The sequence below is a fragment of the Streptomyces sp. NPDC055239 genome, from assembly GCF_053606205.1.
This window is the reverse complement of sequence record NZ_JBSGRD010000021.1, coordinates 116,667-132,979: the sequence shown is the minus strand read 5'-3', so window position 1 is coordinate 132,979 and position 16,313 is coordinate 116,667. Positions and strand designations below refer to the sequence as shown.

General features: G+C 71.4%; 3 protein-coding genes (1 of these 3 only partly in view). 2 read left to right on the top strand and 1 reads right to left on the bottom strand.

Translation table 11 applies throughout. The features are described 5' to 3' along the window. A partial coding sequence (locus ACWFRJ_RS41730) for a hypothetical protein (protein WP_453543805.1) occupies window positions 1-188 on the bottom strand: 188 nt, incomplete at its 3' end. A gap of 228 nt (window positions 189-416) precedes the next feature. On the opposite strand from ACWFRJ_RS41730, the gene ACWFRJ_RS41725 reads away from it, so the two are divergent. Together ACWFRJ_RS41725 and ACWFRJ_RS41720 are read left to right on the top strand one after the other, a co-directional pair. Then, a complete protein-coding gene (locus ACWFRJ_RS41725) occupies window positions 417-2,648 on the top strand; it encodes an MMPL family transporter (RefSeq protein ID WP_453543803.1) in 2,232 nt (743 codons plus the stop codon). A 1,844-nt stretch (window positions 2,649-4,492) separates the two neighbouring features. Next, window positions 4,493-16,313, top strand: partial view of a type I polyketide synthase gene (locus tag ACWFRJ_RS41720; protein WP_453543801.1) — the 5' portion only. 1,229 nt of this gene lie beyond the right edge of the window; only the first 11,821 of its 13,050 coding nucleotides appear in the window; the start codon lies at window positions 4,493-4,495; its stop codon lies off the right edge, out of view.

The following is a 16,313-nucleotide window of genomic DNA, read 5'->3' as shown; positions in this document are numbered from 1 at the left end:
CGCCGCACCAACAAACCCAGCAACACCACCACCTGCACCACAAAACCAACCCACGGACCCCACCCAGGAACACCCTCCACCCGCGACCCATCCCAGACGACCAAGAAGACGCTCAGCACGATGAGAGCGGCGACGAGGATGGTGTCCTGAACGGCGCTGCGGCTCAGCCAACGCATCGGCCATTTCACGGCGGTCACCCTACTGGCGCCCACGTGCCCCGGGCCGGTATGTGCGCCATTGGTCAACGCGGAACCTACGAAAGTAGGTAGTGCGCCCCGAGGTCGCGACCTTGGTCGCTTCCACTCCACACGAATCGCTCTGTCTGCCCTCCCACCCGGCTTGTTTGGGTGGTGGGACAGAAAGGCGGAGGAGTCCGGGAAACGGGAACGGGAAGCGGCGCAGAGAGGCGGGGAATCGTGTTCACGGCACTAGGACGATTCGTCGTCGGCCATCGCTGGCCGGTGATCCTCACCTGGCTCATCGCCGGGGCCGCCGTGATCGGCTTCGCTCCTTCCCTCACCACGACGTCTGATCAGGCGGAGTTCCTTCCCGGTCACTACGAGTCGATCCAGGCGCAGAAGATCCAGGAGAAGGCCTTCCCGAAGGGGTTCAGTCCCTCCGCGATCGTGGTCCTCACCCGTGAGGACGGCAAGCCGCTGACCGCGGCCGACTCGGCGAAGGTCACCGAGATCGGCAAGTCCCTGGAGGCCGAGAAGTACGACAAGGTCGAACAGGTCGTCACCACGCCGCCGTCGCCGCACAAGAAGGTGCAGACGGTCATGGTGTCGATGGCCGACGTCCGGACGGGCGACAAGACCCAGCAGCACGCGGTCGAGGACATGCGGGACGACCTCAAGTCCCTGATCGGCCCTACGGGGTTGAAGGCCGGAGTCACCGGTGACGCGGCTACTCAGCTGGACAACGAGAAGGAGTCCGAGGAAGCCGACGGGCTGATCTTCCTCGGCACCATCGGGCTCATCGTCGTACTCCTCACGATCATCTTCCGCAGCCCGGCCATCACGATCCTCACCATCGCCGGGATCACCCTGGTCTCGCAGGTGGCAGTCGGACTCATCGCGACCTGCGCTGAGGTGTTCCACCTCAAGGCCGACAGCTCGGTGTCGTCCCTGTTGATCGTGGTGCTCTTCGGCGTCGGCACCGACTACATCCTGTTCCTGATGTTCCGCTACCGGGAACGGCTGCGGCTCGGGGAGGACCCGAAGACCGCGATGATCTCCGCGGTCGGCCGGGTCGGCGAGGCCATCGCGTCGGCGGCGGGCGCCGTCGCCGTCTGCTTCCTCGCGCTGCTGCTCTCCACGCTCAGCTTCCTCGTGTCGATGGGCCCGGCCCTGGCCATCGCCATCGTGGTGACGCTGCTCGCCTGTCTCACGCTGATTCCGGCGATCGTCTCCCTGCTGGGCACCAAGGTGTTCTGGCCGTCCAAGACGTGGCGGTACGAGCCGCGTGCCGCACGCTTCGGCGCGATCGGCAACGCCGTGAGCCGCCGTCCCGTCCCGGTCGTCATCGGCTCCGGCCTCCTGATGGTCGCCGTGGCCGTCGGAGCGTTCGGCTACGAGCCGACGTTCGCGTCCGACGAGGCCGCGACATCCACCAAGGAGTCGCAGGTCGCCCTGCACACGATGAGCGAGGACCTGCCGGCGGGCAGCACCAACCCCAGCGCGGTCCTGATGCATTCCACGAACGGCGAGAAGCTCGGCCCCGCGGACATGACCGCGTTCGTGTCGAAGCTGGGGCAGGTCGAGGGAGTCGGTGAAGTCTCCCGCAGCCAGCTCAGCAAGGACGGCAGGACCGCCCAGTTCGACGCCGTCCTGACGAAGGACCCCAACGGCCGCGAGGCCATGGACATCGTCCGCGGACCGCTGCGCACCACCGCCCACGAGGCAGCGCCGGCCGGTACGGAGACGAAGGTCGGCGGCATCACCTCCGTCTTCGTCGACGTCAACAAGGCGATCAACCGGGACTTCTCCGTGGTGTTCCCGACGGCGGCCGTGCTCATCATGCTCATCCTCGGACTGCTGCTGCGCAGTGTCGTCGCACCGGTCTATCTGATGGTGTCCGTGGCGCTCGGCTTCGGCGCCACACTCGGCGCGACCGTGATCCTCTTCCAGCAGATCGAGGGCAAGTCGGGCCTGACCTTCTTCCTGCCGGTCATCATGTACTTGTTCGTCGTCGCCATCGGCACGGACTACAACATCCTGATGGTGGCGCGGCTCAGGGAAGAGGCGAAGGAGGGGCTCGGCCCTCGGGAGGCCACCGCCAAGAGCATCCAGCACGCCGGGCCGACCATCGCCGCCGCCGGTGTGATCCTCGCGGGCACCTTCGCCTCGATGCTGCTCGCCAGTGACACCTCGCTCTCCCAGATCGGGTTCGCGGTCGCCTTCGGCATCATGGTCTCGTCGTTCGTCATGGCGATGTTCTTCACGCCCGCGCTCACCGCACTGTTCGGCAGGGCCGCCTGGTGGCCGCGCCGCATCGGCCCGGACGTCCCGGTCCGGAACGAAGGTGACTCCGGCCAGGGGGCGCCGGTCCACCCGGCGGACGCGGAGCAGGTGCCCGCCCAGGGCGGTTCGCCGTACGCCCCGCACTCGCCGTACGCCCCGCACTCGCCGTACGGTCGGCGCGACTGACGGGCCATCATGCGCGCGGAGACATGCGCGTAATTACTTGCGCGCACAGACGTGCAGAGAACTGTGTCCCATCACTCCTTCCCAGTGGTGGGGCACAGTTCTCTGGGTGCCGTCTTCGAGAAACACGGGCCTCTCTTCTTGCTCCCTCGGTGTCGCCCCCTATTGTTTTGCGTCACCATGCCCATCGGAAAGCCATGAGATACCCGTACGCCACTACCGCTCTCTCCCTGACGTAAGATGCTGGCCAGAGTGCCATGTGAATCAAGCCAACTCGGGCCGAGAAGGATTGAGATACTCGTGGCCCGGCGTGCCGGACCGCCCCGAGTCGCCAAGCGAGAGGCCCGAGCGCAATGCCGTCGCGTTATCGGTCTAACGAAGTATCAGGCGTGTGAGGTGAAACACAGCGGCCGTGTATGAGCCCGAAACGGACAGAATTCGGAGCGCATAAACGGGGAAACGGGCACGTTTGATTCGCGGATACCGGCGTCCGGATGTGGAGTGCCGCGCGTTTAATACTGGGGAGTCAGATGTCGCGGACGCGAACTGCGGAGATCGATGCCAGGTGGTGGCGGTGGCGGGCATTCGCGGTGGCATATACACGGGCGCGTTTGTCACATGAGCAAGCGCTTCCTAGGTGTCGGTGGAGAGGTGGCTTTCTGCTTCCGTCAGTCACATAAGGAGAGTCTGGTGCGGGCCGCGCCTGCTCGGATACTGTTGGGCCGAGCGCGAGGCCCTGGGTATCGCGTTCGATCCGACCATGTGCCACCCGTTCGTAGACCGACCGGTCTTCTCGGAGCGCCCTTCGGTGGTCCTCCGTATCGATCCCGGCGGCTGCGCGGGGTTTATATGAAGGGGATGAGCATCTGTCAGCCATGACGCGGGTCCCGTACTTGCAGACGTACCGCCTTGGCTGTCCCTGTCAAGATCAGATGGCCTGTACCTGCGGCTTTACCTGTGCCTGAACGCAAGTCGCTGTTCTCCTGAACGGCTTATGTCTTCTCTGGTTCTCGGCTGATGGGTCCTGAACCGACCGCCGCGAACGTTGATTCCGGCCGGCGTCCCGGTGAGGCGGCCAGGGGTTTGTGCGTCACTCTTCCCTGCGCCCCCGCCTTACCCACGCCGGTTCCCTCGCTACCGTTGTCCCCCCACTCATCCAACGGAGTATTGAGTGGTCCAACAGTCCTCGCCCTGGCAAGGCGGCGCGACTGAACCCCCCAATGCTGAGCCCGCCTTCGGACCGTTCCCGCGTTTCCCGGGCCTGTGCCGCCAGTCTGTATCGAACCTCCCGTGCGAGCTTTGCATGTGCGGTCGACCAGCCACTTTCAGCCCCCTATTCATTCAGTGTTTCAGAGTGAACGTGCTGGGGGCCGGATTCTTAACGGAACCCGTATGGCTGGATCGTGACGGCCGTACGGCGGATTGCCGACGCGCGGGTGGTACCGCCCATCCACTCTCCCGGGTGCGAGCTGCCGCTGCGCGATGAGGCAAAAGTCGCTGCACGATAGGGCAGGCGCTGCTCAGCGACTCCGCAAGGGGCAGTCCTGCCTCTCTCCTCGGCGCGTTAATAACAGAGTAAATTTTGGAAGTCCGTACGGTAAATCGCGTGAGGCGGCAGGCGCCTGACCCGCGCCTACGCATGCCGTACGAACGTTTTCCGCCTGCGACAGACCAAAAATAGACCGCAGTTGACAATTTCCGGATAGCTGGCTTTGACTTGCGCTCGTTGCCGAGGCCAAGTGGCCGAGAAAGTATCGAGCCGATTCAGGCCAACCATGCATGTTTCCAGTTCCAGTTCCAGTGGATGACTGACGAAGGCCGAGGCTGCCATGCGCTTATCAGAAGGGGTGCACACCGGCACTGTCGCCGTCATCGGGGCCGCGTCAGCGGCGCCGGTGGTGCGGGCGGAGCGCGCTCACGGTGTACTGGCTGAACTGACCGGTGTACCGCTGCCCGCGGACCGGACGGACGAACTGGAGTCGGCGTGGACGGCCTGTGAGGACGCAGGCATCGGCGCGGACGAGCGGGCAGGTGTCGGTGTCTATCTGGCCGCCGACACAGAGGGCGACGACAACGCTGTCGAGCTGGCACGCGTGCTCGGCTTCCACGGTCCCTGCCGGACCGGACACGACCCCCTCGCCGATGCCTTGGCCGCCGTGCGTTCCGGTGAGTGCGACCTGGCCCTCGTCGGGGCGGACGGTGCCTTCGCCGTGCTCACCCACGGGGACAGCGCGCGGACGACCGCCTTCGCCTACCGGCTCGACACCGACACCGGCAGCGACAACGAGTGGTCCGACGGCGTTGCCTCCCTGGTCGAGGCCGCGCTGCGCTCGGGCCGCCCCGAGCTCGGCCGCACCGCACCGGACGAGCTCGCCGTCCCGATCACGCTGTCGGCGCACAGCCAGGGCGCGTTGCGGGCCCGGGCCGCCGATCTGCGCGCGCTGATCGAGGCCGAGCCGGCCCTTCCGCTCATCGACATCGCCTTCTCCCTCGCCACCACTCGACCCGCCCTCGACCGTCGCGCCGTGTTGGCCGGCGGGGACCGCACGCGCCTCGCCGAGGAACTGCTCGCCGTCAGCGAGGGGCGAATACCGGTGCCGGGGCTCGCGTCCGGAGGGCCGACGCGGGCTGCGGCCGACGACATCGCCTTCGTGTTCCCCGGTCACGGGCCGCAGTGGCTTGGCATGGCCGACGAACTCCTCGCCACGTCGCCGGTGTTCGCCGAGCAACTGCATGCGTGTGCGCAGGCCCTCACTCCGTACGTGGACTGGCCCGTCCTCGACGTGCTGCGCGGCAAGACCGACACGCCGTCCCTCGACCGGCCGGACGTGGCGCAGCCCGCACTCTGGGCGATGATGGTGTCCCTGTCCGCGCTGTGGCGGTCCTGGGGTGTGTCACCCGGTGCCGTGATCGGCTCCAGCGTCGGCGAGATCCCGGCGGCGACGGTCGCGGGCGCGCTCTCCGTCGAGGACGGCGCGCGGGCCGTTGCCCTGTTCAGCCAGGCGCAGGTGCACCTGCTCGAACAGGGCGTGATGCTCTCCGTGTTGGCGTCGGCCGACGAGGTGCGCGAACGGCTGACCCGCTACGAGGGCCTCGATCTGGCCGCCGTACACGCTCCGGGCTCGGTCCTGGTCTCCGGCACCGAGGACGAGGCCACCGAACTCCTTGCCGAGCTGGCCGCCGACGGCGTCAGGGCCAGGAGCATCCCCATCCGTCTCGCGGCGCACGGCCGCCAGACCGACTCCGTGCTCGACCTGGTGCGCGAGGGCCTCGCCCCCATCACGCCCCGCCCGACCGAGGTGCCGATCTATGTCGGCACCACCGGCACGCGGGTCGACCCGCTCACGCTCACCGCGGACCACTGGTGCCGCAACCTGCGCAACACCGCCGACTTCCAGAGCGCCACGCGCGCCGTCCTGGCGGCCGGACACCGACTGCTGCTCGAACCGAGCCCTCACCCCGTGCTGACCAGGGCCGTACAGGAGACCGCCGAGGACGCCGGCGTGGAGGCCGCCGTAGTCGGCACGCTGCGCAGGGAGCGGGGCGGCGCCGACCAGATGACCGCCGCGCTCGCCGAACTGCACGCGCACGGCGTGCTCCCCGACTGGAACGCGGTGTTCGCGGGCCGGGACGCACGCGCGGTGCCGCTGCCCACCTACCCGCTGCACACGTCGCCCGGGGACGTCCCCGCCCCGACCCTCACCGACCGGCTCGCGGCCGCTCCCGACCGCGCCGAGTTCCTGCTCGACCTGGTCCGCGCACAGCTGGCCGCCGTCGTCGGGGACACCGCGTCCGCCGCCGACGCGGACGCGCCGCTCCTCGAACTGGGCCTCGACTCGGCCGGCGCGGTGACACTGCGCAACCTCCTGAACGCGGCCTCCGGCCTGAACCTGCCCGTGTCGGCCGTGTTCGACACCCCGACGTGCCGTGGCCTCGCCGAGCGCATCGACCGGATCCTGCTCGGCACACCGGCCGATGACGACGAGCCGTTGGCCTTCGCGACGGTCGGGGACGACGAGCCGATCGCCGTCGTGGCGATGAGCTGCCGTCTGCCCGGCGGAGTGCGCAGCCCCGAGGACCTGTGGCAGCTCCTTACCGCGGGCGGCGACGGCATCACCGCGTTCCCCACCGACCGGGGCTGGGACCTGGAAGGACGCTACGACGAGGACGCCGAGCGGGTCGGCGGCTACTACCAGCGCGAGGCCGGTTTCCTGCACGACGTCCACCAGTTCGACCCGGAGTTCTTCGGCATCTCGCCGCGCGAGGCCCTCGCGATGGACCCGCAGCAGCGACTGCTCCTGGAGATCGGCTGGGAGGCGATCGAGCGCGCGGGCATCGACCCGGCAGGGCTGCGTGGCAGCCAGTCGGGCGTGTTCGTGGGCGCGATGACGATGGACTACGGGCCGAAGCTGCACGAGGCCCCCGCGGACCTCGAGGGCTATCTGCTCACCGGCAACACCGCGAGCGTCGCCTCCGGCAGGCTCTCCTACTCGTTCGGGTTCAACGGGCCCGCCGTCACCCTCGACACGGCGTGCTCATCGTCGCTGGCCGCCCTGCACCTCGCCGTGCAGTCGCTGCGGCGCGGCGAGTGCCCCATCGCCCTCGCGGGCGGCGTCACGGTCATGCCCTCGCAGGGCATGTTCGTCGAGTTCAGCAGGCAGCGCGCGCTCGCCCCCGACGGGCGCTGCAAGGCGTTCTCGGCGAGCGCCGACGGGTTCGGCCTCGCCGAGGGCGCCACCATGGTGCTCCTCGAGCGGCTCTCCGACGCGCGCCGCAACGGACACCCCGTACTCGCCCTGATCAAGGGCACCGCGATCAACCAGGACGGCGCGTCCAACGGCCTCACCGCCCCCAGCGGCCCCGCGCAGCGCCGGGTCATCCGGCAGGCGCTCGCCGACGCGGGCGTCCCGGCCGCCGAGGTCGACGCCGTCGAGGCGCACGGCACCGGCACCCGCCTCGGCGACCCGATCGAGGCGGACGCCCTCCTGGCCACCTACGGCCGCGAGCACCCCGCCGACCGGCCGCTGCTGCTCGGCTCGGTGAAGTCCAACATCGGTCACACGCAGGCCGCTTCCGGCGTCGCGGGCCTGATCAAGATGGTCCTCGCGCTGCGGCACGGCGTACTGCCCCAGAGCCTGCACATCACCGAGCCCACTCCGCACGTGGACTGGACGTCGGGCGCCGTGTCGCTGATCACCGAGACCACGCCGTGGCCCGAGGTCGGACGCCCGCGCCGGGCTGCCGTGTCCTCGTTCGGCATCAGCGGCACCAACGCCCACGCCGTCCTTGAACAGGCGCCCGACGAGATCCCGGCCGCCCCGCTGCCGACGTCCGAGCCGGCCCCCCTGGTGTTCTCCGCGCGCACGGAGGACGCCTTGCGCGCCCATGCCGCTCAACTCGCCACAGCATCAGCGGTGTTGGCGCCCATCGACGTGGCGGATGCCCTGCTGTCCCGAGCGGTGTTCGATCACCGGGCCGTGGTGGTCGCGGGCGGTGCCGACGCGCTGACGGCGGTGGCCGGTGGTACGGAGTCCGCCCGTGTGGCGGTCGGTGTGGCGCGCCCTACGGGCAAGGTGGCGTTCGTGTTCCCGGGGCAGGGTTCGCAGTGGCTGGGGATGGGTGCGGAGTTGGCGGAGTCGTCGCCGGTGTTCCGTGCCTCCCTCGACGCCTGCGCTGAGGCGCTTGCCCCGTATGTGGACTGGTCGTTGCATGACGTCCTGGCTGATGCGGGTGAGTTGGAGCGGGTGGATGTGGTGCAGCCCGCGTTGTTCGCGGTGATGGTGTCGCTTGCTGCGCTGTGGCGTTCGTATGGTGTGGAGCCGGATGCGGTGGTGGGGCACAGTCAGGGTGAGATCGCGGCTGCTCACGTCGCGGGGGCGCTTTCTCTGGACGATGCCGCCAAGGTGGTGGCGTTGCGGAGTAAGGCGATTCTGGCGCTCTCGGGTCAGGGCGGCATGGTGTCGCTTGCGGTGTCGATCGAGCAGGCGCGGGAGCGGATCGCGCGGTGGGACGGCCGGATTTCGGTCGCTGCCGTGAACGGTCCGCGTTCGGTGGTGGTGGCGGGTGACGCCGACGCACTGGACGAGCTGATGGAGGCCTGCGCGGCCGATGAGGTGCGCGCCCGCCGGGTCCCCGTCGACTACGCCTCCCACTCGCCGCATGTGGAACGTATCCAGGAAGAACTGGCCGGTGTCCTTGCGGGAGTTGAACCCCTGACCGCGAGTGTGCCGATGCTGTCCACGGTCACGGGGGAGTGGCTGACCGGGACCGAGGTCGGCACGGACTACTGGTATCAGAACCTGCGCAACACCGTGCGGTTCGAGGACGCGACGCGCGGCCTGCTCGACCATGGCGTCGGCGCGTTCGTGGAGTGCAGCCCGCACCCCGTGCTCACCTTCGGGGTGCGCGAGACGCTGGACGCGACTGATGGTGACGCCGTCGTCGTGGGCACGCTGCGCCGGACCGACGGCGGCCTCGACCGGTTCCTGCTCTCCGCCGCAGAGGCGTACGTGGAAGGCCTGCCGTTCGAGTGGCGGCAGACGGTGCCCGCCGGACAGCACGTGGAGCTGCCCACCTACCCCTTCCAGCGCCGACGGTTCTGGCTGGAGGAGACGGCCCGCCCGACGGGAGCCGCTGACCCCGCCTTCGAGGAGTTCTGGTCCGCGGTGGAGCGCGGCGACCTCGCCACCACCCTTGACGTGCCCGCCGACGCGCCGCTGACCGACGTCCTGCCGAGCCTGGCCGACTGGCGGCGCCGCAGGCAGGAGCGGTCCACCGTCGACGCCTGGCGCTACCGGGTCACTTGGCACGCGCTCGGCACAGGCGTCGCCCCGGCCCTGGACGGCACCTGGCTCGTGGTCGGCTCGCCGTCCGAGGCGGAGCACCCGTGGCGTGCGGCGGCCGTCGAGGCCCTGCGCGCCCACGGCGCCGATGTCCTGGAGGTCGACGGCTCGCTGGAGTCGCTGCGCGCCGTGGACGTCGCACCCAGCGGTGTGTTCTCCCTCTTGGCCCTCGATGAGCAGCCCGACCCCGCATCGCCGAACGTCCCGAGAGGCCTTTCCGGCATGCTGGAGCTGGTACAGGCACTCGGTGACGCCGGGATCGACGCGCCGCTGTGGCTGGCCACGACGGGTGCGGTGTCCGTCGGCCGGTCCGACCCGCTGACCCACCCGGCGCAGAGCCAGACGTGGGGCCTCGGCCTCGCCGTCGGCCTGGAACACCCCGGCCGCTGGGGCGGCATCGTCGACCTGCCCGTGACCCCCGACACCAGGACCGCGACGCGGCTCGTCTCCGCCCTTGCCGGTCTCGCGGACGAGGACCAACTGGCGATCCGGGCCTCCGGTTCGTCCGTACGACGGCTGTCCCCGGCCCCCGTACCGGCGGCGACTCCCGAGAGCTGGCGTGCCAAGGGCACCGTACTGATCACCGGCGGCACCGGCGCCATCGGCGGCCACGTGGCCCGCTGGCTCGCGGGCAACGGCGCCGAGCACATCGTGCTGACGAGCCGCAGTGGCGCGAACGCACCCGGCGCGCAGGAGCTTGAGGCCGAGCTGACCGGGCTCGGCGTCAAGGCGACCATCGCCGCCTGTGACGCCGCCGACCGTGCCGCGCTCGCCGACCTGTTCGCACGGTTGGACGCCGAAGGCACCCCGATCCGCTCGGTCTTCCACGCGGCGGGCACCGTACCGTCCCTGCCGCTGGCCGACACGGACACCTCTGACCTCGCGTACGCCCTGGCGGCGAAGGCCGGCGGCGCGGCCCACCTCGACGAGCTGTGCGCCGGACGCGAGCTTGACGCGTTCGTGCTGTTCTCCTCCGGATCCGCGGTGTGGGGCAGCGGCGAACTGGGCGCGTACGGCGCCGCCAACGCCTTCCTGGACGGCCTCGCGCAGCGCCGCCGCGCCGAAGGCCTTCCCGCCACCTCGGTCTCCTGGGGCATGTGGGCGGGCGGCGGCATGGTGACCGGCGACCTCGACGACCAGCTGCGCCGCCGGGGCATGCGCCCCATGCGGCCCGAACTCGCGGTCGGCGCGCTCGCCACCGCCCTCGCGACGGGCGAGACGACCCTGACGGTCGCGGACATCGACTGGGCCCGCTTCGCCCCCGGCTTCACCGCCGCCCGCTCACGCCCGCTGATCAGCGACATCCCCGACGTCGTCGCCCTCGCCGCGCAGGACGCGGAGGAGCAGCCGGCTTCCGGCGGAGCGCTCGCCGACCGGCTCACCGGGCTCGCCGAGGCCGACCGGCAGCGGCTCCTGCTCGACCTGGTACGCGGCCACGCGGCGACGGTGCTCGGCCACGAAGGCCCCGACACCGTCACGGCGGACCGGGCCTTCCGCGAGCTGGGCTTCGACTCCCTCACCGCCATCGAACTGCGCAAGCGACTCAACACCGCGACCGGCGTACGGCTGCCCGCGACCGTCGTCTTCGACCACCCGACGCCGGAGGCTCTGGCCGACCACCTGTACTCCGTGGTGCTCGGCGAGCGGCAGATCGCCGCGTCCGCCGCGTTCGCCGGGACCGCGCCGAGCGCCGCCGACGACCCGATCGCGGTGGTGGCGATGAGCTGCCGCTACCCCGGCGGCGTACGCGGACCCGAGGACCTCTGGTCGCTCGTCCTTGGCGGGCACGACGCCGTCGGCTCGTTCCCGGACGACCGGGGCTGGGACACCGACCGGCTGTACGCGGCCGACGCGGAGGTCCAGGGGCGCAGCCGCACCCTGGAAGGCGCCTTCGTCGACGACGCGGGCGGGTTCGACGCGGGCTTCTTCGGCATCGCCCCGCGCGAGGCCCTCGCGATGGACCCCCAGCAGCGCCAGGTGCTCGAACTGGCCTGGGAGGCCTTCGAACGGGCGGGCATCGACCCGTCATCGGTACGCGACAGCCTCACCGGCGTGTTCGTCGGCGCCTCACCGCAGAGCTACGCGGGCACCCTGGAACAGGCGACGCCCGAGATGGACGGCTACCGGCTGACCGGCGACGCGCTCAGTGTCGTATCGGGCCGGATCGCCTACTCGCTCGGCCTGCGCGGCCCCGCCGTCACCGTGGACACGGCGTGCTCGTCCTCGCTGGTCGCCCTGCACCTCGCGGTGCAGGCGCTGCGGTCGGGGGAGTGCTCGATGGCCCTGGCGGGCGGCACGGCGATCATGGTGACGCCGACGGCCTTCGCCGAGTTCAGCCTCCAGGGCGGCCTGGCCCCCGACGGCCGGTGCAAGCCCTTCGCCGACGCCGCCGACGGCGTCGGCTGGGGCGAGGGCGCGGGCCTGATCCTCCTCGAACGGCTCTCCGACGCACGGGCCAACGGCCACGAGGTGCTCGCCGTCGTCCGGGGCTCCGCCACCAACCAGGACGGCGCGTCGAACGGCCTCTCCGCTCCGAGCGGGCCCGCACAGCAGCGGGTCATCCTCGCGGCACTCGCGAACGCGGGCCTGTCCACCGCGGACGTCGACGCCGTCGAGGGCCACGGCACGGGCACCCGGCTCGGGGACCCCATCGAGGCGCAGGCACTCCTCGCCACCTACGGCCAGGACCGCCCCGCCGAGCGGCCGCTGCTCCTCGGCGCCCTGAAGTCCAACATCGGCCACACCCAGGCGGCTTCGGGCATCGCGGGCGTCATCAAGATGGTGCAGGCGATGCGGCACGGCGTACTGCCCCGCACCCTGCACCTCGACCGCCCCTCCGAGCACGTGGACTGGACGACCGGCGCCGTGGAGCTCCTCTCCGAGGTCCGGCCGTGGCCGGAGGCGGGCCGCCCGAGGCGCGCCGCCGTCTCCGCGTTCGGCGTCAGCGGCACCAACGGCCACGTCATCCTCGAACAGGCCGAACCCGTACCCGCGGCTCCGATCGATGAGCCCGAAGGACGGACGCTGGCGTGGGCCCTGTCCGCCCGTGACACGTCCGCGCTGCGCGACCAGGCCACCCGCCTGGCATCCACCGTGGACGAGCGGCCCGAGCTCTCGCCGCTGGACGTCGCCGCGACGCTCGCGACCGGGCGGGCCGCGCTCGACCACCGCGCCGTCGTACTCGGCACCGACACGGCCGAACTGCGCGTCGCACTCGACGCGCTGGCGGCAGACGCCGAGCACCCGGCCGTGGTGCGGGGCGCCCCCGACGGCGGCAGGCTCGCCGTGCTGTTCTCGGGCCAGGGCTCCCAGCGCATCGGCATGGGCCGCGGCCTGTACGAGGCGTACTCCGCCTTCGCCGACGCGCTCGACGAGGCGTTCGCCCAGCTCGACCCGCTGCTCGCCGTGCCGCTGCGCGACGTGGTCTTCGGCGACGACCAGGCTCTGCTGGACCGCACCGAGTACGCACAGCCCGCGCTGTTCGCCGTCGAGGTCGCGCTGTACCGGCTGTGGGAGTCCTGGGGTCTTGCGCCCGACGCCCTCGCGGGCCACTCGGTCGGCGAACTGGCCGCCGCGCACGTGGCGGGCGTCTTCTCGCTGGCCGACGCCTGCACGATCGTCGCCGCGCGCGGCGCGCTCATGCAGGCGCTGCCCGACGGCGGCGTCATGGTCGCGGTGCAGGCCACCGAGGACGAGATCACGCCGGAGTGCTCCGAGAACGTCGGAATCGCCGCCATCAACGGCCCCAACTCCCTCGTCCTGTCCGGCAGCGAGCTCGAAGTGATCGGCCTCGCCGACCGTCTCAAGGCGCAGGGACGCAAGGTGACCAGACTGCGGGTCAGCCACGCGTTCCACTCGCCCCTCATGGAGCCGATGCTCGCGGAGTTCCGCAGCGTCGTGGCGGGCGTGACCGCCAACCCGCCCGCGCTGCCGATCGTGTCCACGCTGACCGGCGCGCCGGTCGACGCCGAGGAACTGACGTCACCGGACCACTGGGTACGGCACGTGCGCAGGCCCGTGCGGTTCGCCGACGGCATCACGGCGCTCGTCGCGCAGGGCGTGACGACCATGGTGGAGATCGGCCCCGGCGGCGCACTCGCCGCGATGGGCCAGGACAGCGCCCCCGACGCCGTGTTCGTGCCGACGCTCCGTTCCGAGCGCCCCGAACCTGACGCGCTGACCCTCGCCGCCGCGCGACTCCACGTCCGGGGCGCGCGATGCGACCTGGCCGCGGTGCTCGGCGGCCGCGGCAACCGAGTCGACCTGCCCACCTACGCGTTCCAGCACGACCGGTACTGGCTCACCGCGGCCGTCGCTCCCACGGGCGACGGGGCGACGACCGCCCTCGGCCTCGCCACGGGCGACCACCCGCTGCTCCGCGCCGCGATCGCGCTGCCCGACACCGGCGGCGTCGTGTTCACCGGCAGGCTGTCCACCCGTACCCAGCCCTGGCTCGCCGACCACGGCGTCGGCGACCGGGTCCTGTTCCCCGGCACCGGCTTCCTCGACCTCGCCCTGCACGCGGCGAGCCACTGCGGGCTCGACACGGTCGAGGAACTGACCCTGCACGCCCCGCTCGTCCTGCCCGAACACGGCGGCACCGCCCTGCGGGTCGCGGTCGGCGAGGAGAGCGACGGCAGGCGCGGCATCCGGATCCACTCGCGGGCCGAGGACGCCGACCGGGACACACCGTGGACCGAGCACGCGACCGGCGCGCTCACGACAGGCGATGCCCCGGCGACCGAACTGGCGGCGTGGCCGCCGCAGGACGCGACACCGATGGACGTCGACGACGTCTACGACCGCCTCATCGAACTCGGCTACGGCTACGGCCCTGTGTTCCGCGCACTGCGCGCGGCCTGGCGCCTCGGCTCCGACGTGTACGTCGAGGTGTCCCTGCCCGACGGAACCGGTGGCGAAGGCTTCAGCGTGCACCCCGCGCTGCTCGACGCCGCCCTGCACGCGCCGGTCCTTCGCGCCCTCGACGAGATCGGCGGCGGCCCCCGGCTGCCGTTCAGCTTCACGGGCGTACGGCTGCACGCCGTCGGCGCCTCGACGCTGCGGGTGCGCTGGTCGCCCACCGGGCAGGACCAGATGTCCCTGGCAGTCGCGGACCCGACCGGCAGGCCCGTCGCGACCGTCGAGTCGCTCGTGATGCGGCCGGTGGACCTGAAGAAGACCGCGTCGCCGACCGCGGACGCCCTGTTCGCGCTGGAGTGGACGCCTGCCGACGGGACCGGGGACAGGCCGGTCCGACTCGCCGTGCTCGGTGACGAGGGCCTCGGTGAGTACGACCTCGGCGTCGACGCGCCGACCGTGTCCGACTTCGGCGCCCTCGACGGCGTGACCGACCTGCTCGCCCTCTGCCCCCGGCCCTCGGGCACGGACGGAAAGGCGGCGCGGGAGACGGTCTCCTGGGCGCTGCGACTTGCCAAGGACTGGCTCGCCGATGAGCGGACGGCCGATACCCGCCTGGTCTTCGTGACCCGTGGCGCGTTCGACACCGAGTCGCCCGACCCGGCGCAGGCCGCCGTGTGGGGGCTCGTGCGGACGGCACAGACCGAGAACCCCGGCCGGTTCGCGCTGATCGACCTCGACACCGCGGAGTCCGCGCTCGCCGTACTGGCCGCGCTGGCCTACGAGGAGCCCCAGACAGCCGTACGCGCCGGCCTTGTCACCGTGCCCCGGCTCACCCGTGCCAGCGCCGACAGCCCGCTCGCTCCGCCCGCCGATGGCCCCTGGCGCCTCGACGTCCGGTCGCGCGGCTCGTTCGACGACCTCGCCCTGGTGCCGCACCCCGATGCCCTCGCACCCCTCGCACCCGGCGAGGTACGTGTCGCCGTCCGCGCGGCGGGCCTCGACGTCCACGACGTGCTGAGCACCCTCGGCGACCGCTCCGAAGGTGCCGAGACCGGCAACGACATCGCGGGCATCGTGACCGAGACCGGCGCCGAGGTGACCGACCTGACGGTGGGCGACCGCGTGCTCGGCACGGCCACCCAGGGCTTCGGGCCGCTCGCGGTCACCGACCGCGGGCTGCTCGCCCCGGTGCCCACCGGATGGTCCTTCGCGAAGGCCGCATCCGTACCGAAGGCGTTCCTCACGGCCCACCACGCCCTGCGCGACCTGGCGGACCTGCTCCCCGGCGAGTCCGTGCTCGTCCATGAAGCGGCGAGCGCCGACGGCATGGCGGCCCTGCAACTCGCGCGGCACCGGGGCGCGGAGGTCTACGCGACCGCGAGCCCCGCCGACTGGGATGCCCTGCGGGAGACGGGCGTGCCCGACTCGCACCTGGCGTCCTCGCACGACACCGACTTCGCGGCGAAGTTCGCCGCGCAGACCGGCGGCAACGGCGTCGACGTCGTACTGAACCCGCTGGCACGGGAGTTCATGAACGGCCCCGTCCCTGCGCAGGAGTTCATAGAGGCGTCCCTCCGACTCCTTTCCGACGGAGGGCGGTTCGTCGAGCCCGGCGCGGCCGACGCCGGCGAACCCGACGACCTGCCGCCCGGCGTCAAGTACGCGACGTACGACCGGACTCAGCCAAGCCACGACCGCGCCCAGGCGGTGCTCGTCGAGGTGCTCGCGCTCTGCGAGACGGGCCGGTTGAGCCCCCTCCCGGTGCGCGCCTGGGACGTCCGCCGCGCCCCCGAGGCGTTCCGCGACCTCAACCGGGCCCGGCACGCGGGCAAGGCCGTGCTGACCGTGCCCGCGCCGCTCGACCCGGACCGCCCGGTCCTGGTGACCGGCGGACTCGGCACCCTCGGCGCGCTGGTGGCCCGGCACCTGGTCGTCGACCGGGGCGCACGGAACCTCGTACTCACGG